Origin of the sequence: Nonomuraea turcica (assembly GCF_030718205.1) — a bacterium.
Classification (GTDB): Bacteria; Actinomycetota; Actinomycetes; order Streptosporangiales; family Streptosporangiaceae; genus Nonomuraea.
The window spans coordinates 274,041-293,367 of sequence record NZ_JAUZQF010000003.1 but is presented as its reverse complement, the minus strand read 5'-3'; the positions used below and the strand labels follow the sequence as shown (position 1 = coordinate 293,367).

Genomic DNA, 19,327 nt, shown 5'->3' with positions numbered 1-19,327 from the left:
TCATCTCGAACTCAAGATCGAAGCTGGTAATGCCCAATTCCCGATCTCGCAGGTCCGGGCAGGAGTACGTAGATCGTCGATAGGGTGCGGCTTGTGCCTTCCTCCCCCAAGCGCCGGCTCCTGAGTTTCCTCGTGCTGGCCGGCTGGCCGTGGCTGGCGGCCGTTGCCCTCCTCGAACTGTTCCTCTTGGTGGAGCCCACCGCGGTGGCCCTGGTGACCGGTGAGTTGGTGGGCCGTCTGGCGGAGGGCGCACGTCGGCAGGATGCCGCCGGGAGCGGCATGGGGACGATGCTGGCGCTGCTCGGCGCGCTGCTGGTCACCGGCAACGTGCTCCGCTCGATGAGCCTGCCGCTGGCCGACCGGGTGGGGCGGCGGATCGACGCCGCGGTCCGCGAGGAGCTGACCTCCCGGGTGCTGGCGCTGCCGACCCTGGATCGGGTGGAGGACGTCGCCGTCCAGGATGAGCTGACGACCATGCGTTCGCCCCTGCTGACCTGGACCGACGAGGGCATCGGAGCGGCGGCGGTGGGCCGCTTCCGAGCCGGGCTGACCATGGCCGGGCTGGTGACGGCGATGCTGGTGCTCTCCCAGGTCGTGTGGTGGTGGGGTCCGGCGACGGCCGCGGTGGCACTTCTTCTGGGCCGTTACCGGTCCGTCATGTGGCGGGAGTTCTTCCGAGTGGTGTCGGGCACCATGCCGGCCGCGCTGCGCGGACGCGCGTGGGAGGCGATGATGACCGACAACCGGGACGCCAAAGAGGTCCGGATCTTCGGGCTGACCGATTGGCTGGAGAAACGCGCGCAGGAGAACATCGCCGACGCCGCGCAGCGGGTCATCGATGCGCGGGTGGCCCTGCTCCGGCGCGAGATGTCGGTCTTCCTCGGGTGGGCGGCGACCGCGTCGGTGGTGTACGTGGCGGTGGCCACCTCCGGTGAGGTGTCGGTCGGCCGGATCGCCGCGACGATCGGCGCCGTGTCGGCGATGTTCGTCATCTCCATGTCGAGCCAGGGCGACGATATGGACGAGGTCGCGGCGCCCGCCGTGGACGCGGTCACCCGGATCCGCGCGCTGGCCCCTGACCTGGAGCCGCCGCCCAGACCGGACGGGGCCGGAGAGATCACTCTTCGGGACGTGGACTTCGGGTACGGGGAGGTCCGCGTACTGGAGGGCGTGACGCTGACCCTCCGGCCCGGCGAGGTGATCGCGGTCGTGGGCGTGAACGGGGCGGGGAAGACGACCCTCGCCAAGCTCCTCACCGGCCAGTACCGCCCGCGGAGCGGCTCAGTGGACACCGAGCCCGCGGCGTACGCGGTCTATCAGGACTTCAACCGGTACGAGCTGAGCGCGTACGAGAACATCAGGATCGCCGCGCCGGATGCCACGCCGGAGCAGGTCGAGGCGGCCGCCCGCGCAGTGGACGCGACCGAAATGATCGAGAAGCTGGCCAAGGGCTGGGAGACGGTGCTCTCGCCCAAATACGCCGACGGTGGCGACCTGTCCGGCGGCCAGTGGCAGAAGATAGCGCTGGCCCGGGCGGCGCTGGCGGCCGCCTGCGGGGCGCGGCTCCTGGTGCTGGATGAGCCGACCGCCAACCTGGACATCGAGGCCGAACTGGAAGCCTTCGACCGCATCCGCGAGGTGCGGGGGGCGGCGACTCTCGTCCTGATCTCACACCGGTTCTCCACCGTGCGGAAGGCGGACCGGATCGTCGTCCTGTCCGGCGGGCGCATCACCGAGGACGGAACCCACGAAGAGCTGCTCGCCGCCGGCGGGGAGTACGCGCGCATGTTCCACCTCCAGGCCCGGCAGTTCAAGGAGAGCGCATGAGGTTCGCCGAGATCCGCACCCTGCTGGGCGAATGCCTGCGTCATGCGCCGGGACGCACCTGGCTGCTGCTCGTCCTGACGCCGCTGGGCGCGGTCACCCCCGCGCTGACCGCCCTCGGCTTGCAAGGGATCGTGGACGGCGTGCTCGCCGGGTCCCGGCCGCTGCTCATCGGCGGGGCGATCTGCGCGGCGACGGCGGGGGCCTTCGCCCTGGCCGGCACTCGCGTCATGCAGGTGCAGGCCGGCCTGGTGGGCAGCGAGGTCGGCACCGTACTGGGCCAGAGGATCACCCGATGGTGCGCGACCCTGCCCACCACCGCGCACCTGGAGGACACCGAGTCGCTCCGCCGGATCGAGCAGATCCGCGGGCTCGGCCCACGAACCGTCACCACCGGGCTGGCCGGCCTGAGCGTGGTGCAGAGTGGGCTCTGGCTGGTCATCACCCGATCCTGCTGGCCAGGGTCCATCCCGTGCTGCTCGTGCTGCCGCTGTTCGCGGTGCCGTCGATCCTGCTCACCCGCACCACCTCGCGCAGGACCGAGGCGGCCAGGGCGAAGACCGCCGAGCGCAACCGCGCCGAACAGCACCTCTTCACCGTGATCACCGAGGCGAACTCGGCCAAGGAGCTCCGGCTCGGCACCTCCGGCGCCCACGCCGCCGCGATCGCCCGCCGCCTGCGCGAGGAGCGGACCGCAATCCTCTGGCGGGCCACGCTCGCCGTCGGCGGCCTCACCCTGATCGGCTCGCTCCTGTTCGTGGCGGCCTTCCTCGGGGCGCTGTTCCTCACCGTCCAGCTGGCGCTCTCCGGCGCGGTCAGTCCGGGCGCGCTGCTGCTGGTGGCCACGCTCGGCGGCCAGATCAGGGGCCAGCTCGACCTGCTCACCCATGCGCTCACCCTCTCCGGCCGCGGCCTCACCATGGTCGGCCACTACCTGTGGCTCCGCGACCTGTACGGGGCGAGCTCCAGCGGCACGCTCTCCCCGCCCGACCGGCTCCGCGACGGCATCACCCTGTCCGGCGTGGATTTCTCCTACGGCGGGCCGCCCGTGCTGCACGGCATCGACCTGCGTCTCCCGGCCGGGGCCACGGTGGCGCTGGTCGGCGACCACGGCAGCGGGAAGACGACACTGGTCAAGCTGCTGTGCGGGTTCCACCAGCCGGCCGGCGGAACCATCACCGTGGACGGGACACCCCTCACCGAGATGGATCCCGCCGCCTGGCGCGAACGCGTGACGTCCGCCTTCCAGGACTTCAGCCGCTTCCCGTTCCTGGCCCGCGAGGCCGTCGGCGTGGGCGACCTGCCCAGGATGCACGAGATCGCCGAGGCCGCCGAGAAGGGCGGCGCCGCCCAGGTCTTCGACCGGCTACCGGAGGGCGCGGAGACCCGGCTCGGCAAGGCCCTCGGCGACGGCGTCGAGCTCTCCGGCGGCCAATGGCAGAAGATCGCCCTCTCGCGGGCGTTCATGCGATCCATGCCGCTCCTCGCCGTGCTGGACGAGCCGACGGCCGCGCTGGACGCGGCCAGCGAGTACGAGGTCTACCAGCGGTACGCGGAGGCGGCCCAGGAGTGGCAGCACGCCACCGGCGGAATCACCCTGCTGGTCTCGCACCGATTCGCCACCATCCGGATGGCCGACCTGATCGTCGTGCTCGACGGCGGGCGCATCATCGAGTGCGGCACGCACGCCGAGCTCATCGACCTGGCCGGCCGGTACGCCCACTTGTACAACCTCCAGGCAGCCGCCTACGAGTGATTCTCCACCGGCAGTCTGGTCAGACGTCGCGTAGCCGGGCGGACGGCACCGGGATGGCGGGGAACGGGTTGTCGGGCAGGAGGATGATCCGGCGTGCCTGCCGTGGCTGAAGGGCGGCGTCGAGGTGCAGCAGGGCCGCGCCGATGCCGGCCGCGCCGACCATGTAGCCGGTGTCCGCGCTCACCTCGCCGGGACGCAGCCGCCGGTAGGCCTGGTACCAGCGCAGTCCCCGGCCGTCGTGGTCGGTGGCGGCGGCGATGAGATGCTCGGCGAGCCCCTGGGCGAAGGTCAGGTAGGCGTCGTTCCCCGTCTCCGCCCACAACCCGACGAACAACTCCAGCAGCCCCGCGGTGCCGCAGCACTGGCAGGCCACGTTCCAGAACCCGGCGGTGCGCCGCGCCGGGACGCCGCTCTGCATGATGCCGCCGGCCAGGCCCTCCACCCAGTCCAGGTGGCCGGGCTCGCCGGTCACCCGGTAGAGCTCCCAGAACATGCGCGCCACGCCTGCCGAGCCCGAGCAGAACCCCAGGTAGTGCAGGCCACGGCCGTGCGGCACGTGGTGCGGGACGACCGCGCATTTGCCGGTCACGACGCTGACCTCGCGGACGAAGCCGGCGCCCCGGCCGGCCGCCTCCAGGAAACGCCGGTCGCCGGTGAGGCCGTACAGGCGGGCCAGGAGGAAGGCGGTGCCGGCCGTGCCGGCGAGAAAGCCCGGAGTGACCGCGTCCATGGGCAGGCCGGGGCAGTCCCCGAAGCGGTGGCCGGGGACGGCCAGGGCGGCGATGCGCTCCCCCGCCGCCACCGCCGTCTCCTCCAGGCCGGGCACGCCCAGGGCGGTCGCGGCGCGCAGCAGCCCGAGCACGATCCCGCCGTCGCCGCGCTGGGCGGGGTCACCCGTCCAGCCGGGGCCGCCGTCCAGCGGGCGGGCCGCGCGGACGATCCGCTCGGCGGCGGCCCTGGCCTGCTGCTCCAGGCCGTCATCGCCGAGTGCCCAGCCGGCCTCGATGAGCGCCACGACGGTGCCGGTGAGGCCGTGGTAGAGGGAGAAGTCGCTCTGCTCACGCCAGGTGGCCGCGAGGCGCCGCGCCCCTTGTCTGGCGTCGTCCAGGTAGGCCTCGTGCCCGGTCGCCGCGGCCAGCTCCAGGAAGAACAGCACGATCCCGGCAGCGCCGGCGTAGAGGGAGGCGGGCTCGGCGACGGTGAACGCCGAGCGTCCGCGGGCGTCGGGGTTGGCGAGCCAGATGCGCCCGTGCGCGTCGTCCACGGCGGCGGCGCGGATCCACCGTCCGGCCAGGATGGCGGCGGTCAACGGTGTCTCAGCGCGCTCGCTGGGCGAGCGGGTGGTGTCCAAGCCCATACTCCATTCTCCCACACAACCGGTAGGGAAATGGGCTAATTGTCAGGCGCCGGTACCAGTATCACCCAAGACCTACTCCTCCGGGTGGTCGCCGAACGCGGTGACCGACAGGAAGCGGATGGGCAGCTCCACCAGTTCTTGCGGGCCGTGCGTGCCCTCCCCGTCGAGCTGGAGTGCGTCGCCTGGGCGCATGGTGTAGTGGGCCTCTCCGTGTCCGTAGACCATGACGCCTTCGAGCATGTAGATGAGCTCGGTGCCGGGGTGCTGGAAGAGCGGGAAGACCTCGCTGGACTCGGTGAGGGTGACGAGCACGGCTTCCATCCGCTTGTGCGGGCCGCGCAAGGCTCCCAGCAGCTCGTAGTGGTGCCCGACCCGGCTGCCCCTGCGGACGATCCGCGCCCCGTGCCCGGCCGGCACGTAGACGGCCTCGCGCTCGGCGTCGACACCGCGGAACAAGGCGGTGACCGGGATGTCGAGGCCGAGGGCGAGCCGACCGAGCGTGGTGAGGCTGCAGGAGGTCTGGGCGTTCTCAATCTTGGAGAGCATGGCCTTGGAGATCCCGACCCGCGCGGCCATGTCCCCCACGGACAGGCCCGCCGCGATCCGGTATTTGCGCACCTGCCGGGCGATGACGGCCTCCAGGTTCACGGGTTCGCGTGCCTGGCCGGGATCGATCTCGCGGTCCGGCAGGTCGTCGTTGTCGTGCGCGGTGGCCATGGTGCCCATTCTGCCGAATTCGACGGCGTTTCCTGTCAGGAGACGTCCACAGGTCGGGCGGCCAGGGTCGCGGGCACGGAGGAGCCGTCGCCTGCGTGCGTGCCGGCCAACTCGTACGCGCTCTCCGCGTGCAGGTGGATGTCGAGCCCTTCCTGCTCGGCCTCCTGCGCGGCCCGCAGGCCCATCACCTTGTCGAGGACCTTGGCGATGATCCAGGTGAGGACGAAGGAGTAGATCAGCACGGCGAAGGCCCCGACGGTCTGGGCGCCGAGGAGGCCCAGGCCGCCGCCGTACAGCAGGCCGTCCCGCCCGCTCGGTGCTTCGGCCGTGCCCAGGACGCCGACCAGGAGGGTGCCGACGACGCCGCCCACCAGGTGGATGCCGACCACGTCCAGGGCGTCGTCGAAGCCGAAGCGGAACTTCATGCCGACCGCCAAGGCGCAGATCGCGCCGGCCACCGCGCCCAGCGCCAGAGCGCCGAGCGGGCTGACGGCGCCACAGGAGGGGGTGATGGCGACGAGTCCGGCGACGGCGCCGGAGGCGGCGCCGAGGCTGGTGGCGTGGCCGTCGCGGAGCTTCTCCACCAGCAGCCAGGCCAGCAGCGCCGTGCACGTGGCGGCGAAGGTGTTGAGCACGACGACGGAGGCGGCGTTGCCGGCCGCGAGCGCCGAGCCGCCGTTGAAGCCGAACCACCCGAACCACAGGATGCCCGCGCCGAGCATGACGAAGGGCAGGTTGTGCGGACGGGACTGCTTGGCCGGCCAGCCGGCGCGCCTGCCGAGCACCAGGACCAGGGCGAGCGCGGCGGCTCCGGCGTTGATGTGCACGGCGGTGCCGCCGGCGAAGTCGACGGCCTTGAGCTGGTTGACGATCCAGCCACCGACCACGCCCTCGCCGTCGAAGGCGAACACCCAGTGCGCGACGGGCAGGTAGACGATCGTCACCCATACTCCGGTGAAGACCATCCAGCCGCCGAACTTCATCCGGTCGGAGACCGCCCCGCAGATCAGCGCGGTGGTGATGGCCGCGAACAACGCTTGGAAGGCGGCGAAGAGCGCCGGCGGAATGGTCGCGTCCGGAGCCTCCTTGATCAGGCTGCTCATGCCGAAGTGCTCGCCGAGGTCGCCCAGCAGCCCGGCCCCGCCGATCGAGTTGCCGAACGCGGCCGAATAGCCGTAGAGCACCCAGATGCCGCCGACGAGGGCCACCGCGCCGAACGTCATCATGATCATGTTGAGCACGCTCTTGGCGGCCACCATGCCGCCGTAGAAGAGGGCCAGTCCCGGCACCATCAGGCTGACGGCGGCGGTGCTTGCGAGGATCCAGGCAGTGCTTCCAGTGTCCATCTGCGCTCCGAAGTCCACGTATAACGAGGGGAATCGTTATTTCACGACAGTTAACAAACGGCGTGTTACACAGGGGCGTCGCGGAGCGTTAACTCGCGGTTTCCGCGCGGCGCAGGGCGAAGCGCGGGTACGGTCCGGCCTGCCCGAGTGCCAGGTCGGCGGCCATCCGGCCGATCAGCGGAGCGAACTTGGCGCCGTGCCCGGAACAGGGCGAGACCACCACGATGGGACCGGTCCTGTCCACGATGAAGTCCTCGTCAGGGGTGGTGGTGTAGAGGCAGCTGTCCTCGGCGACCGGCACGGGGTCGAGCCCGGGCAGCCGCTCCCGCACCCAGGCGGAGACGGCGGCCCGGGAGGCCGGGTTGACGACGCGGTCGCGGGTGCCCGCGGTGGTGGGCGTGCCGTCGTCGTGCTGGGCGACCTTGACCGCGGGCGCCGCTCCCCCGTCACCCCCCGAGGGCAGGCCGAAGATCTGCAGGTCGTCCTTGGCGACGAGGATCGGCCAGGAGTCGCCGGGGTCGCGCTGGCGGAAGTGGAACACCTGCTGCTGGGTGACCCGCAGCGGCGGCAGGCCGAGCGGCATCCCGATGGTGTCCGCCAGCTCAGGCAGCCACGGCCCGGCCGCCACCACGACCGCGTCCGCCTCGAGCTCCGCGCCGTCGTCCGTGCGCACCCACGCGCCGTTGCGTACGTCGATGGCGCTCACGCGCGTGTTCGTGCGGACGTCGGCGCCGAGTGCGGCGGCCCGCCGTACGCAGGCCGCCACCGCGGCGTCCGCGTCCACCACCCCGGCCTCGGGGTGGAACAGGACCGGGCCGTCGAAGCGCAGGTACGGCCAGCGCTCCGTGGCCGCCTCCGGAGCCAGGAGCTCGTGCGGCACGCCGGCGTCGGCGAGCAGCCGCGCCAGGCCCTCGGGGTCGCGGCCCGCGCCGAGGTCGAGGCCGCCGGTCGTGCGGAGCAACGCCGTGCCGGAGTCCGCCTCCAGCTCACGCCAGCACTCCCCGGCTCGCCCGGTCAGCTCGACGTAGAGGGGGTCGGCGTAGGCGCGGCGGAAGATCCGCGACGTGCCGTGCGAGCTGCCGTTACGGTGCCCGATCCCGTACGCCTCGATCAGGGTGACCTCGATGCCGCGGCGGGCCAGCTCCCAGGCGGTGGCCGCGCCCATCAGCCCCGCGCCCACGACGGCGATCATGGACGGGCCCCGGGGATCCAGTCGGTGCCGGCGAGCGGGACGCGGGCCATGGCCGCGGACTCGATGGTCAGCGCGACCAGGTCCTCGGGCTCGAGGTGGTGCAGGTGGGACTTGCCGCAGGCGCGGGCGATGGTCTGGGCCTCCATGGTGAGCACCCGCAGGTAGTTGGCCAGGCGGCGGCCCCCTTCGACGGGGTCGAGGCGGGCGGCCAGGTCGTCGTCCTGGGTGGAGATGCCGGCCGGGTCGCGGCCGTCCTGGTAGTCGTCGTAGAACCCGGCGGCGGAGCCGAGCGCGCGGTACTCGGCGTCGTAACGCGGGTGGTTGTCGCCGAGCGCGATCAGCGCCGCGGTGCCGATCGCGACCGCGTCGGCGCCGAGCGCGATGGCCTTGGCCACGTCCGCCCCGGACCTGATGCCCCCGGAGACGATCAGCTGGACCTCGCGGTGGACGCCGAGCTCCTGCAGGGCCTGGACCGCCTGGGGGATGGCCGCGAGGGTGGGGATGCCGACGTGTTCGATGAAGACGTCCTGGGTGGCGGCGGTGCCGCCCTGCATGCCGTCCACCACGACGACGTCGGCCCCGGCGTGCACAGCGAGCTTGACGTCGTAGTACGTGCGGGTGGCGCCGACCTTGACGTAGATCGGCTTCTCCCAGTCGGTGATCTCGCGGAGCTCGCCGATCTTGATGGCCAGGTCGTCGGGTCCGGTCCAGTCGGGGTGCCGGCAGGCGCTGCGCTGGTCGACGCCGACCGGCAGGGTCCGCATGCCCGCCACCCGATCGGTGATCTTCTGGCCGAGGAGCATGCCGCCACCGCCCGGCTTGGCGCCCTGGCCGAGTACCACCTCGATGGCGTCGGCCTTGCGCAGGTCATCCGGGTTCATCCCGTACCGGGACGGCAGGTACTGGTAAACGAGGTGCTTGGACTGGCCGCGCTCCTCCGGCGTCATGCCGCCGTCGCCGGTGGTGGTGGAGGTGCCCATGGCGCCGGCGCCGCGGCCGAGTGCTTCCTTGGCGTTGGCCGACAGCGCGCCGAAGCTCATCCCGGCGATGGTGACCGGGATGTCGAGGTGCAGCGGGTATTTCGCGTGCCGGGTGCCGAGGAGCACGTCGGTGTCGCAGCGCTCGCGGTAGCCCTCCAGGGGGTAGCGGGACATGCTCGCGCCGAGGAACAGCAGGTCGTCGAAGTGCGGCAGGCGGCGCTTGGCGCCACCGCCGCGGATGTCGTACACGCCGGTGGCGGCGGCCCGCTGGATGGCGTGGATGGTGGCGCGGTCGAACGTGGCCGACTCGCGCAGGCCCTCAGTCATGGAGTCTCCCTCAGTACGCGTTGTCGACCGTGAAGTGGTAGAGCCGCCGCGCCGAGCCGTAGCGGCGGAAGGCCGCCGGATCCTCGTCCATCTCGGCCAGCTTCAGCAGCTCGGCCAGCTCGGTCAGGTGCTCGTCGCGGACCGGCTTCTCCACGCAGTCGGCCCCGAGCGACTTGACCGTGCCCTTGACGTAGATGCGTGCCTCGTACACCGAGTCGCCCAGGGCGTCGCCGGCGTCGCCGCACACGACCAGGCGGCCCGCCTGGGCCATGAACGCGCTCATGTGGCCGATGCTCCCGCCGACCACGATGTCGGCGCCCTTCATGGAGATGCCGCAGCGTGCCGCGGCATCGCCCTCGATCACCAGCAGCCCGCCGTGCGCGGTGGCGCCGGCCGACTGGGAGGCGTTGCCGCGTACCCGGACCATGCCGGACATCATGTTCTCCGCCACCCCCACCCCGGCGTTGCCGTGCACCGTGACGGTCGCGAGCTGGTTCATCCCGGCGCAGTAGTAACCGACATGCCCCTCGATGTCCACGGTGAGGTCCCGGGTCAGGCCGCAGGCGACGCTGTGCGCGCCACGCGGGTTGAGCACCCGCCACCTCGGCGCCGGGTCCGGCGCGTGCAGGGCCTGGTTGAGCTGCCTGACCGGCGATGCGGCCAGGTCCACGGTCAGCGCTTCCACACGTACACCTCTTCCGGCTCGGGTTCGAAGATGCGGGCTGACTCCACGCCCGGCAGCACCGCCAGCGCCCGGTACTCCGAGGCCATCGCCACCCAGCCGGGGGTCTCCGCGACCAGGGCGGGTTTGCATGCGATGGCGTCCCGTACCACGGCGAACGAATCGGCGGTCGTGACCAGCAGCGTGTAGAAGCCGTCGAAGCGCTCGCACAGCAGTCGCAGCGCCTTGTCCAGGTCCGCGCCACGGGCCAGGTGATAGGCGACGAAACGGGCGCCCACTTCCGAGTCGTTGTCGCTGTCGAAGGACACGCCCTCGGCCCGCAGCTCCCGGCGGATGGTGGCGTGGTTGGCGAACGACCCGTTGTGCACCAGGCACTGGCCGGGGCCGACGGAGAACGGGTGCGCCCCCTGGGGGGTGACCGCGGACTCGGTCGCCATCCGGGTGTGCCCGACTCCCTGCCAGCCCTGTACCCCCGCCAGGCCGAAGGCTCGGGCGAGGTCGCCGGGGTGGCCGGTGCCCTTCAGCACGGCGACCTCTTCTCCCGTCCCGATGACGGTGGCCCGCGGCAGCGCCTGGATCAGCGCGTCCACACCGACCGGCGCGTGCACGACGGTGGTGGGGCCGGCGTCGACGGCCACCGCATCGGGGATCCGGCCTCGGAACGCGGACTCGACGGTGGCGGCGTCGGTGTCCAGCAACGAGACCGCCGCCCGGCCGGGCGGGGTCAGCCGCGGGTCACCGTAGACGGCGACGCCTGCCGAGTCCGGTCCACGCTCCACCAGCTGGCCGAGCATCGCGGCCAGCAGCTCCCCCAACCGCGGATGGAGCTCGGGCTCCCGCAGGTGCAGCCCGACAATTCCACACATGCACAGACTCCTTCTAGAAGGCGGTGAGATAGCGGTCGACTTCCCACGGGCCGACCGTGCCGTGCCAGTCGAAGAACTCCTCGCGTTTGGCCGCGCCGAAGTACCCGCTGACGCCTGGTCCGGCCGCGTCCAGGGCGCCGCTGATCACCGGGTCGGCGGCCAGGGCCTCGACGGCGTGCAGCAACGTCGGCGGCAACTCAGGGCGGGCGGCGACGGCCGACGCCTCCCCCGGCTCTCCCGGGTCGAGGGCCCGCTCGACGCCGTCCAGGCCGGCCGCCAGCGCGGCGGCCGCGGCCAGGTAGGGGTTGGCCGAGCCGTCGCCGCCGCGCAGCTCCACGCGATTGCCGTCGGGCACGCGGACGAAGTGGGTACGGTCGTTGCCGCCGTACCCGGCACGACGCGGTGACCAGGTGGCGCCGGAGCGGGTGGAGGTGGCGCCGGTGCGCTTGTAGGAATTGACGGTCGGCGCGATCACCGCCTGCAGCGCCCCGGCATGCTCGAGGATGCCGGCGATGAACCCGTACGCCAGCGGCGACAGGCCCAGCCCGCGCCGGTCGGAGGTGTCGGGGAAGGCGGGATCCGCGCCGCGCCACAGTGACAGGTGCAGGTGCATGCCGCTGCCGGTGCGGTCGGTGAACGGCTTGGGCATGAAGGTCGCGGTCATGCCGCGCTGCTCGGCCAGCACCGAGACCAGATACCGCATGGTGATCACCCGGTCGGCGGTGGTGAGGGCGTCGGCGTAGGCGAAGTTCTGCTCGAACTGGCCGTTGCCGTCCTCGTGGTCGTTGGCGTAGTTGCCCCAGCCGAGGGCGTTCATGGCCTTGGACACGGCCGTGAGGTGGTCGTACATGCGGGTCAGGCCACGTGCGTCGTAGCAGGGCTGGGCGGCGGTGTCGCGGGAGTCGGCGAGCACCAGCGCGCCGCGCTCGTCCCGGTTGACCAGGAAGTATTCGATCTCCGCGCCCACCGCCAGGGACAGGCCCAGCGTGCGGGCTCGCTCCAGGACGCTGCGCAGGATGAGGCGCGGCGCGTACGGCCACGGCTTTCCGTTGACGTGCGGGTCGCAGTGCACCAGGGCCAGACCGGGCCGGACGAACGGCAGCGGGGTGTAGGAGGCGGCGTCCGGGACGGCGATGATGTCCGGATCGCTCGGCCGCTGGCCGAGCAGCCCGGCAGCGTATCCGGCGAACCCCACGCCCTCGTCGCGGAGCTCCTCCACGGCTTCGATCGGGACGAGCTTGGCGCAGGGTTTGCCGGCCAGGTCGACGAAGACGGCGAGGATGAACTCGATGTCGTCGGCGTGGGCCAGGGCGGCTAGGTCGAGGGGTGCTGCGGCGGCTTCTGTCGACATGAGGGACTCCAGGCGTTGTCTACTGATAAGAATCAGCGTTGCCTGATAGTGGACAACGCCAGTGTTACCGCGATGTTTCCCGCACGCAAGCACGTGGTTGCGCCTCGCCCTTACGCGGGCCATTGACCTCCTTACTGCCGGCTCTGGACAACGTGGCTCGTCCGTGATCTGACGGAGTTGAGAGCGTCGTCGATCACGAACAGGAGCACCTGCACATGAGCGAAACGCCGCGACTGCACACCGCCGGCACCAACATGCTGGACCGAACCCGCGACCTGCGCCCGTTGATCGAGCGCGAGGCGGACACGGCCGAGGCGCGGGGCAGACTCACCACGCCCGTCGTGGACGCCAAGATGCTCGGCAACTGGGACGTCCTGGGCCTGCGCGCGACCGCAGCATCAACTACGCCATCGACGGAGCCTTCGTACCGGAGTTGCAGACGCACGTCTTCACGCAGAACGAGCCGCTGCGCGGCGGCGCGATCTACCGGCTCGGCGTGGCGCGGGCCGGGCGGGCCGGCCAGATCGCCGGCAGCGACGCTTTCCACGCCGGCACCCAGCACATCACCTCGAGCCCGCAGGTGCTTCGGGAATGCGGCCGCGAACTGGCCGGTCTGGCTCCGGACCAGTCCTGGGTGGTCCTCGCGCTGGAGTGAGCATGCCCCTTCCGGGAAGAAGTGACGCATGATATACAATATTTCATGCACCAGAATTCGGCCTCTCGCGTGAGCTACGCCGTCGCCGATGACGGCACCAGCCTTCACTGTGAGGAGACCGGGACCGGCTTCCCCCTCCTCTTCATCCACGAGTTCGCCGGTGATCACCGCAGTTGGGAACCTCAGATCCGGCACTTCTCCCGTTCGTACCGTTGCGTCACCTACGCCGCCCGCGGATACCCGCCGTCCGACGTGCCGCACCGGCCCGAGCAGTACTCGCAGGCCCGTGCCGTGGCGGACGCGATCGCGATACTCGACCATCTGGGCATTGACCGGGCACACGTGGTGGGTCTGTCGATGGGCGGGTTCTGCGCCCTGCACCTGGGCTTGCGCCACCCGGAGCGGGCGGCGTCCCTCGTGGTCGCCGGGTGCGGGTACGGCGCCCAGCCGGAGCGGCAGGCAGGTTTCCGCGAGGAGTGCGAGGCGATCGCCACGGCCCTGGAGGCCGAGGGCGCCGAGGCCTTCGCCGCGCGCTACGCGCAGGGCCCCGCGCGGGTGCAGTTCCAGAACAAGGATCCCCGTGGCTGGGCCGAGTTCGCGCGCATGCTGGGCGAGCACTCCACCCCGGGCTCCGCGCTCACCATGCGCGGGGTGCAGAAGTCCCGCCCTTCGCTGTACGACCTGCGCGAGGAGCTTGCCCGGCTGACGGTGCCCACGCTGATCATGACCGGTGACGAGGACGAGGGCTGTCTGGAGCCGGACCTGATGCTCAAGCGCACGATCCCCACGGCGGGCCTCGCCGTCCTGCCCAGGTCCGGTCACACCCTCAACCTGGAGGAGCCTGAGCTGTTCAACCGGACGGTGGGCGATTTCCTCGCGGCGGTCGAACGCGGCGCCTGGGGGCGGCGTGATCCGCGCTCGTTGTCGGCGAGCACGACCGGCATCAAGTGAGCTCAGGGAGCGTGATTGTCCAGGTGCGCCGCGCCCAGGATGTGCTCGCGGGTGACCTGCGCCGCCCGCGCGCCGTCCCGGGCGCGGAGCGCGTCGATGATCTGGGCGTGCTGTCGCGTGGATTCCAGGTGCGTGCGCAGCACCCGGGGGCCTTGTGGCATGGACTGCCAGAGCAGTCTCATGATCGCGAGTAGCAGCGGGCTGCTGGCGGCCTCGTAGATCATGTGGTGGAAACGGCGATTGAGGTCGGCGTAGCGGGGATCCCCGTCGGGGATGCCGGCCAGCTCGGCGTTGAGCTCTTCCAGCCGTTCGAGATCGGCCTCGCCGATGCGGGGGGCGGCCAGCTCGGCGCCGAGGGACTCCAGCGCCGCACGGATCTGGAAGTTCTCCTCGGTCGCGCCCTTGTCGGCCTCGCTGACCGTCGCCCCCTTGTGCAGGTCGCCGCGCACCAGCCCTTCGGACTCCAGCCGCTGCAGCGCCTCCCGCACGGGCGTCTGGCTGACTCCGAACCGCTCGGCCAGATCGCGCTGCCGCAGCGGGGAGCCGGGCCGCAACTCGCCCGCGATGATCAGCTCGCGGAGAGTGGCGGCCACCATGTCGGTCTTGCTCGTGTACGTCGCCACGCTGGTGTTTCCTTCGTTGATGCGCCCGGTGGGCGAGGCGGCCGCGATAGATTGTATATGAAATGTAAAGTCCTTCACATCCGTCCCACGGCGAGCAGCCGCCGTAGAGCCGCCGCATCCGTACGGAGCGCCTGCGGGTCGGCCGTCTCGTGGACGACCCGCCCGCGCTCGAGCACGAGGGCTCGGTCGACGCGGCGCAGCGCGAAGTCGACCTTCTGCTCCACCAGGATCGCGGACGTGCCCCGGCGGCGCAGCTCGTCCACGACCTCGCCGATCCTGGCCACGGTCTGCGGGTCGAGGCCCTCGGTGGGCTCGTCCATCAGCACGAGCCGGCCGTTGCCCACCAAGGCCCGTCCCATGGTGAGCATCTGCTGCTGCCCGCCCGAGAGCTTCCCGGCCGGCAGGTTCCACCGTTCCCCCAGCACCGGGAACCGGTCGGCGATGTCGTCGATCGTCCACGGGCCACGGCGCGCGGCGACCTTGAGGTTCTCTCGCACGGTGAGGGACGGGAAGACCCGGTGGCCCTGCGGGACGAGGCAGAGCCCGGCGCGGGCGATGCGCTCGGCCGGCACGCCGGCGATGGACCGGCCGCCCAGCGTGATCTCGCCTTCCCTGGGCCGTATCAGCCCGCTGACGGTGTGGATGAGCGTGGTCTTGCCCATGCCGTTGCGCCCGAGTATGCCCAGCACCTCGCCCTCGCGGACGGTCAGCGACACGCCCTGGAGCACGTGGCTGGATCCGTAGTAGGTGTGGACGCCGCGTACGCCGAGCAGCGCCCCAGTAAGTGACTCAGTCATGCGCCACCTCCCCGAGGTAGGCCTCGATCACCCGCTGGTCGGCCGAGATCTCGTCGGGCGTGCCCTCGGCCAGGAGCCGTCCCTGCTGGAGCACGCTGACCCGGTCGGCGAGCCCGAACGCCACCGCCATGTCGTGCTCGATCATCACGATCGTGATGGACCGGGGAAGCGCGGCGACGAGCGCGGTCAGCCGCTCGGCGTCGGCCGGCGCCAGGCCCGCGGTGGGTTCGTCGAGCAGCAGCACGCGCGGCTCGCGGCACATGGCGAGCACGATCTCGAGCACCCGCTGCTGCCCGTACGCGAGCTGCCGGACCGGCCAGTCCGCCGTGTGCTCCAGTTCCCACCCGGTCAGCACGTCCACCGCGCGCTCACGCAGCATGTCCAGCCCGCGCCAGAACACCCGGTGCGCCCGCGCCTCGGCGGCGAGCGTGAGCTGGACGTTCTGTGCCACGGTGAGCTCGCCGAACAGATTGGTGATCTGGAACGTGCGCGCCAGCCCCATGCGGGCCCGCCGGTGCGCCGGCCGCCGGGTCACCTCGCGGCCCAGCAGCTCCACGCGGCCGCCGACCGGCCGGATCTGGCCCGCGAGCACCCCGAACAACGTCGTCTTGCCCGCGCCGTTCGGGCCGATGAGGGCGCGCCGCTCCCCCGCGGGGACGGCCAGGGTCACCTCGTCGTTGGCGCGGAAGGCGCCGTAGCGCACGGTGACGCCGTGCCCGGCGATCGCGATCTCGTTCATTTGCCCGCCTCCACGATCACCGATTCGTCCGCCGCCTCTTCGGCGGGAGGCACCGCTCCGCGCCTGAGCCGGCGCAGCAACGATCGGGACCGCCCCAGCACGCCGTCGGCGAGGAACAACGCCGTCAGGATGTAGACCACGCCGAGCACCGTCGTCCAGCGGTCGGTGTACGTGCTCACCCAGACCTCCAGGCCGGTCACGATCGCCGCGCCGAGGAAGGGACCGAGGAACCTGCGTGCCCCGCCGAGAATGGCGAACACGAGCACCTCGGCGCTGATCTGCCAGCTCAGGCTGGCGGTGGAGACGGACCCCTGCAGGTAGACCTCGAGCGCGCCGGCCACCGCGGAGAAGGCGCCGGACACGGCGAAGGCCATGACCCGGATCGTGGCCACCTGGTAGCCGGTCGCGCTCATCCGCGACTCGCTCTCCCGCATGCCCAGAATGGTCATGCCCGCGGGAGAGCGCTGGAAGGCCCACAAGGCCGCCACGCAGCCGGCGGTAACGGCCAGGGCGAGCAGGTAGAACCCGCCGCCCGTGGGCACCCCGTCGCGCGGGATGCCGGGGATGCCGTTGTCGCCGCCGGTGAGCTCGGTCTGATAGAAGGCCAGGCCGAACACCGCCTGCGCGAGCGCCAGCGTGATCAGCAGCAGGTAGACGCCGCGGACCCGCAGGCAGAACAGCCCGAAGACGGCGCCTGCCACCGCGCCGAGCACCAGCGCGACGGGCATGGTGAGCGGCATCGGCCAGGCCCAGCGGGTGACGGCGATGCCGACCGTGTAACCGCCGATCCCGAAGAAGGCCGCGTGGCCGAGCGACGGCATGCCGCCGTACCCGAACACCACGTTGTACGCCGTCGCGAACAGCCCGAGGATGAGGATCCGGCTCGCGACGAAGACGGAGAACGAATCGAGGGCGACGGGCACCGCCAGCAGCAGCACGGCCGCGGCCGCCACCGCGAGAATGCGCCGGCTCACCGGGTCGCGCCCTTGCCGAGCAGGCCCTGCGGCCGCAGCGCGAGCACGAGGGCCACCGCCGCGTACAGGGTGAACATCGCCCACCCGGGGAACAGCACCCTCCCGAACTCCTCGACGAGGCCGACGGCGAGTGCGGCGACCAGGGCCCCCGGGATGGAGCCGAGGCCGCCTGCGATCACGACCACGAGCGCGAGCAGCAGCACGTCGAACCCGCTGTCCGGCGACAGGCTGGTGAAGGCGCCGCCCCAGACTCCCGCGAACGCCGCCAGCCCGGTGCCGAGCCCGAAGACGAGCAGGAAGATGAGCGGCACCCGGATGCCGACGGTACGCGCCATCTCCTGGTCGTCGACCGCCGCGCGCACCTTCGCGCCGATCGGCGTGTACCGCAGCAGGGCGCTGACGAGCAGGGCCAGGCCGATGGCGATGCCGATGAGGACCAGCCGGAACTTGGGGAACACCAGGGCGCCGAGCTCGACAGGTCCGGTCAGTCCCGGAGGTGTCGGCGGGGAGATCGGGTCGCCGCCGTAGTGGGCGAGGATCTGGTCGCCGATCACCAGCGCGAGGCCGAGCGTGAGCACGATCTGCGGCAGCTCCTGACCGGCGATCCGGTGCAGGAGCAGCCGCTGCGCGATCATCCCGGCGACGGCGGCGCCCACGACGCCGATCCCCATCGCCAGCCAGTAGTCGGTGCCGCGCGTGGCCAGGTCGTACGCCAGGTAGCCGCCGAGCAGGTAGAAGGCGCCGTGCGCGAGGTTCACCGTACGCATCAGCCCGAAGGTGATCGTCAGCCCGCTGGCCACCAGGAAGAGCAGCGACCCGTAGGCGACCCCGTTGAGCGTGTGGGTGAGCCAGCTCATCACTTGGCCCAGGTGCCCTTGAGCTTGTCGTAGCCGGGGAAGGCGAGGTACTTCTCCTCGCCGTAGGTGAAGAACTGGCCCACCTCTGGGATCGTCGAGACGATGGTGTTGGCCCAGGCGCCGTCGCGCTGCTCCACCTTGCGGATGTAGACGTTGTAGACGGCCTGACCGTAGGCGTCGAAGGACACCGGGCCGCGCGGGGACTCCACCTTGACCTTCGTCAGGGCGGCCCGGAGGCTCTCGGGCGTCGGGGCGCCGTCGATCTGGGCCAGCGCCTGTTCCAGGACCATCCCGGCCGTCCAGCCGTCGTCGGCGTACTGGTTGGCGCTCTTCTTGCGCTCCTGGGTGAACGCCGCGACGAGGGCGTCGTTCGCGGGGGACTTGATCTGCGGCGTGTAGTGCAGGCTGCTGATGACGCCCTCGGCCGTGCCGGCCTCCGTGGGGAGGGTCGTCTCGTCGACGGTCGATCCGTGGGCGACCATAGGGAGCTGCACGCCGAAGTCGCGGTAGGCCTTGAGCAGCCGGATGCCGTCCGAGCCCGGCGCCACCACGTAGACGACGTCCGCCTCGTCCTTCTTGATCTGGTTGACGTACGGCCCCCAGTCCTGGGTCGCGAGCGGGGCGTAGATCTCCTGGACCACCGCGCACCCGGCGTCCTCGTACGCGCGGGCGAAGCCGCCGGCGGCCTCCCAGCCGAAGGAGTAGTCGAGCCCGAGGATCGCGGCCTTCTTGTGGCCGAGGGTCTTGCAGGTGTGCTCGCCGAGCGGCATGACGTCCTGGGAGCTGGTGTACGACACCCGGAAGGTGTTGCCGCCCTTCTTCCTGGTGAGCCCGTCGGCGCCGGCCACCGTGATCAGCAGCGGGACATCGGCCTGCTCCAGGTACGGCGCCACCGCGTAGGCGATCGCCGAGTTGACCAGACCCACGACCATCTGCGCCTTGCTCTGCTCGACGAGCTGCCGTGCCTTGGTCGTGCCCTGGGCCGGGTCGGTGCCCTCGTCCTCCTTGACGACCTTGATGCCGTACCCGGAGAGCACTCCGCCCTTGGACTTGAGGTAGAGCTCGAACCCCGCGTTGACATCCGTGCCCAGGGCCGCGAACGGCCCGGTGAGCGGGTTGAGCAGGCCGACGGTCAGCGTGCCTTTGCCACCCGTCGCGGCGGTCGCGCTGGTCGGGGCGCCTTCGATCGAGGGAGACCTGCTGCCGCAGGCCGCGACGGCAAGGAGCGCCGCCACGACGGCGAGGACATGAAGCCGGAAAGGAGGTGATCCCATGTCGTTCTCCTCTGGGCGGGGGGCGAAGGCTCCCGGAGTAACGCCTGATGTTTGGTATA

The 19,327-nt window shown here is 71.5% G+C and carries 19 protein-coding genes; 5 read left to right on the top strand and 14 right to left on the bottom strand.

What is annotated here, in order from left to right; genetic code table 11:
* Positions 1–84 precede the first annotated feature (84 nt).
* From Q9G87_RS10140 to Q9G87_RS10130, 3 genes are all read left to right on the top strand, one after another.
* Positions 85–1,827 (top strand): ABC transporter ATP-binding protein, encoded by a 1,743-nt coding sequence (locus tag Q9G87_RS10140; protein ID WP_305915993.1) that lies wholly within the window; start codon positions 85–87, stop codon positions 1,825–1,827.
* Positions 1,824–2,426: a hypothetical protein gene (locus Q9G87_RS10135; RefSeq protein ID WP_305915992.1), complete on the top strand. Its 603-nt coding sequence runs from the start codon at positions 1,824–1,826 to the stop codon at positions 2,424–2,426. The genes Q9G87_RS10140 and Q9G87_RS10135 overlap by 4 nt, the downstream gene beginning before the upstream one ends.
* Positions 2,427–2,743: 317 nt before the next feature.
* Positions 2,744–3,580 (top strand): ATP-binding cassette domain-containing protein, encoded by an 837-nt coding sequence (locus tag Q9G87_RS10130; protein ID WP_305916339.1) that lies wholly within the window; start codon positions 2,744–2,746, stop codon positions 3,578–3,580.
* A gap of 19 nt (positions 3,581–3,599) precedes the next feature.
* On the opposite strand, the gene Q9G87_RS10125 is transcribed toward Q9G87_RS10130, so the two are convergent.
* From Q9G87_RS10125 to glnT, 8 genes are all read right to left on the bottom strand, one after another.
* Positions 3,600–4,937, bottom strand: a complete 1,338-nt coding sequence (locus Q9G87_RS10125; protein ID WP_305915991.1) for a lanthionine synthetase LanC family protein — start codon at positions 4,935–4,937, stop codon at positions 3,600–3,602.
* A gap of 72 nt (positions 4,938–5,009) precedes the next feature.
* Positions 5,010–5,654, bottom strand: a complete 645-nt coding sequence (locus Q9G87_RS10120) for a helix-turn-helix domain-containing protein (protein ID WP_305915990.1) — start codon at positions 5,652–5,654, stop codon at positions 5,010–5,012.
* 35 nt (positions 5,655–5,689) lie between these two features.
* Positions 5,690–7,000 carry an ammonium transporter gene (locus tag Q9G87_RS10115; RefSeq protein ID WP_305915989.1) on the bottom strand — a complete coding sequence of 437 codons (1,311 nt, stop codon included), beginning with the start codon at positions 6,998–7,000 and terminating at the stop codon, positions 5,690–5,692.
* A gap of 88 nt (positions 7,001–7,088) precedes the next feature.
* A complete protein-coding gene (locus Q9G87_RS10110) occupies positions 7,089–8,192 on the bottom strand; it encodes an FAD-dependent oxidoreductase (protein ID WP_305915988.1) in 1,104 nt (367 codons plus the stop codon).
* On the bottom strand, positions 8,189–9,499 hold the full coding sequence (locus Q9G87_RS10105) for an FMN-binding glutamate synthase family protein (protein ID WP_305915987.1): 1,311 nt from the start codon (positions 9,497–9,499) through the stop codon (positions 8,189–8,191). Before Q9G87_RS10105 ends, Q9G87_RS10110 begins: the two co-directional genes overlap by 4 nt.
* A gap of 10 nt (positions 9,500–9,509) precedes the next feature.
* Positions 9,510–10,184 carry a GltB/FmdC/FwdC-like GXGXG domain-containing protein gene (locus Q9G87_RS10100; protein ID WP_305915986.1) on the bottom strand — a complete coding sequence of 225 codons (675 nt, stop codon included), beginning with the start codon at positions 10,182–10,184 and terminating at the stop codon, positions 9,510–9,512.
* Complete coding sequence (locus Q9G87_RS10095; RefSeq protein ID WP_305915985.1) at positions 10,172–11,047, bottom strand: class II glutamine amidotransferase domain-containing protein; 876 nt, start codon at positions 11,045–11,047, stop codon at positions 10,172–10,174. Before Q9G87_RS10095 ends, Q9G87_RS10100 begins: the two co-directional genes overlap by 13 nt.
* A gap of 13 nt (positions 11,048–11,060) precedes the next feature.
* Positions 11,061–12,398 (bottom strand): type III glutamate--ammonia ligase, encoded by a 1,338-nt coding sequence (gene glnT / locus Q9G87_RS10090; RefSeq protein ID WP_305915984.1) that lies wholly within the window; start codon positions 12,396–12,398, stop codon positions 11,061–11,063.
* 433 nt (positions 12,399–12,831) lie between these two features.
* Between glnT and Q9G87_RS10085 the strand changes: the two genes are divergently transcribed.
* Together Q9G87_RS10085 and Q9G87_RS10080 are read left to right on the top strand one after the other, a co-directional pair.
* On the top strand, positions 12,832–13,053 hold the full coding sequence (locus Q9G87_RS10085; RefSeq protein WP_305915983.1) for a hypothetical protein: 222 nt from the start codon (positions 12,832–12,834) through the stop codon (positions 13,051–13,053).
* 45 nt (positions 13,054–13,098) lie between these two features.
* Positions 13,099–14,004: an alpha/beta fold hydrolase gene (locus Q9G87_RS10080; protein ID WP_305915982.1), complete on the top strand. Its 906-nt coding sequence runs from the start codon at positions 13,099–13,101 to the stop codon at positions 14,002–14,004.
* A 2-nt stretch (positions 14,005–14,006) separates the two neighbouring features.
* Here the strand turns inward: Q9G87_RS10080 and Q9G87_RS10075 are convergent, their stop codons facing one another.
* The 6 genes from Q9G87_RS10075 to Q9G87_RS10050 all read right to left on the bottom strand — a co-directional run bounded on the left by Q9G87_RS10075 (position 14,007) and on the right by Q9G87_RS10050 (position 19,268).
* The gene (locus tag Q9G87_RS10075; RefSeq protein WP_305915981.1) at positions 14,007–14,627 is read right to left on the bottom strand and encodes a GntR family transcriptional regulator; all 621 of its coding nucleotides are present in this window, start codon (positions 14,625–14,627) and stop codon (positions 14,007–14,009) included.
* Between the two features lie 74 nt (positions 14,628–14,701).
* On the bottom strand, positions 14,702–15,424 hold the full coding sequence (locus Q9G87_RS10070; RefSeq protein WP_305915980.1) for an ABC transporter ATP-binding protein: 723 nt from the start codon (positions 15,422–15,424) through the stop codon (positions 14,702–14,704).
* Entirely contained in the window at positions 15,417–16,163 is a 747-nt protein-coding gene (locus Q9G87_RS10065) for an ABC transporter ATP-binding protein (protein ID WP_305915979.1), read from the bottom strand. The genes Q9G87_RS10070 and Q9G87_RS10065 overlap by 8 nt, the downstream gene beginning before the upstream one ends.
* On the bottom strand, positions 16,160–17,137 hold the full coding sequence (locus Q9G87_RS10060) for a branched-chain amino acid ABC transporter permease (RefSeq protein ID WP_305915978.1): 978 nt from the start codon (positions 17,135–17,137) through the stop codon (positions 16,160–16,162). The genes Q9G87_RS10065 and Q9G87_RS10060 overlap by 4 nt, the downstream gene beginning before the upstream one ends.
* On the bottom strand, positions 17,134–17,994 hold the full coding sequence (locus tag Q9G87_RS10055) for a branched-chain amino acid ABC transporter permease (protein WP_305915977.1): 861 nt from the start codon (positions 17,992–17,994) through the stop codon (positions 17,134–17,136). The genes Q9G87_RS10060 and Q9G87_RS10055 overlap by 4 nt, the downstream gene beginning before the upstream one ends.
* Positions 17,994–19,268: an ABC transporter substrate-binding protein gene (locus Q9G87_RS10050; RefSeq protein ID WP_305915976.1), complete on the bottom strand. Its 1,275-nt coding sequence runs from the start codon at positions 19,266–19,268 to the stop codon at positions 17,994–17,996. The genes Q9G87_RS10055 and Q9G87_RS10050 overlap by 1 nt, the downstream gene beginning before the upstream one ends.
* Positions 19,269–19,327 lie beyond the last annotated feature (59 nt).

Excerpts from the sequence above, each read along its gene's own strand:
- Q9G87_RS10135 (WP_305915992.1), top strand. The coding sequence starts at position 1,824 with ATGAGGTTCGCCGAGATCCGCACCCTGCTGGGCGAATGCCTGCGTCAT.
- Q9G87_RS10130 (WP_305916339.1), top strand. The coding sequence starts at position 2,744 with ATGGTCGGCCACTACCTGTGGCTCCGCGACCTGTACGGGGCGAGCTCC.
- Q9G87_RS10125 (WP_305915991.1), bottom strand. The coding sequence starts at position 4,937 with ATGGGCTTGGACACCACCCGCTCGCCCAGCGAGCGCGCTGAGACACCG.
- Q9G87_RS10120 (WP_305915990.1), bottom strand. The coding sequence starts at position 5,654 with ATGGCCACCGCGCACGACAACGACGACCTGCCGGACCGCGAGATCGAT.
- Q9G87_RS10115 (WP_305915989.1), bottom strand. The coding sequence starts at position 7,000 with ATGGACACTGGAAGCACTGCCTGGATCCTCGCAAGCACCGCCGCCGTC.
- Q9G87_RS10110 (WP_305915988.1), bottom strand. The coding sequence starts at position 8,192 with ATGATCGCCGTCGTGGGCGCGGGGCTGATGGGCGCGGCCACCGCCTGG.
- Q9G87_RS10105 (WP_305915987.1), bottom strand. The coding sequence starts at position 9,499 with ATGACTGAGGGCCTGCGCGAGTCGGCCACGTTCGACCGCGCCACCATC.
- Q9G87_RS10095 (WP_305915985.1), bottom strand. The coding sequence starts at position 11,047 with ATGTGTGGAATTGTCGGGCTGCACCTGCGGGAGCCCGAGCTCCATCCG.
- glnT (WP_305915984.1), bottom strand. The coding sequence starts at position 12,398 with ATGTCGACAGAAGCCGCCGCAGCACCCCTCGACCTAGCCGCCCTGGCC.
- Q9G87_RS10080 (WP_305915982.1), top strand. The coding sequence starts at position 13,099 with ATGCACCAGAATTCGGCCTCTCGCGTGAGCTACGCCGTCGCCGATGAC.
- Q9G87_RS10070 (WP_305915980.1), bottom strand. The coding sequence starts at position 15,424 with ATGACTGAGTCACTTACTGGGGCGCTGCTCGGCGTACGCGGCGTCCAC.
- Q9G87_RS10065 (WP_305915979.1), bottom strand. The coding sequence starts at position 16,163 with ATGAACGAGATCGCGATCGCCGGGCACGGCGTCACCGTGCGCTACGGC.
- Q9G87_RS10055 (WP_305915977.1), bottom strand. The coding sequence starts at position 17,994 with ATGAGCTGGCTCACCCACACGCTCAACGGGGTCGCCTACGGGTCGCTG.
- Q9G87_RS10050 (WP_305915976.1), bottom strand. The coding sequence starts at position 19,268 with ATGGGATCACCTCCTTTCCGGCTTCATGTCCTCGCCGTCGTGGCGGCG.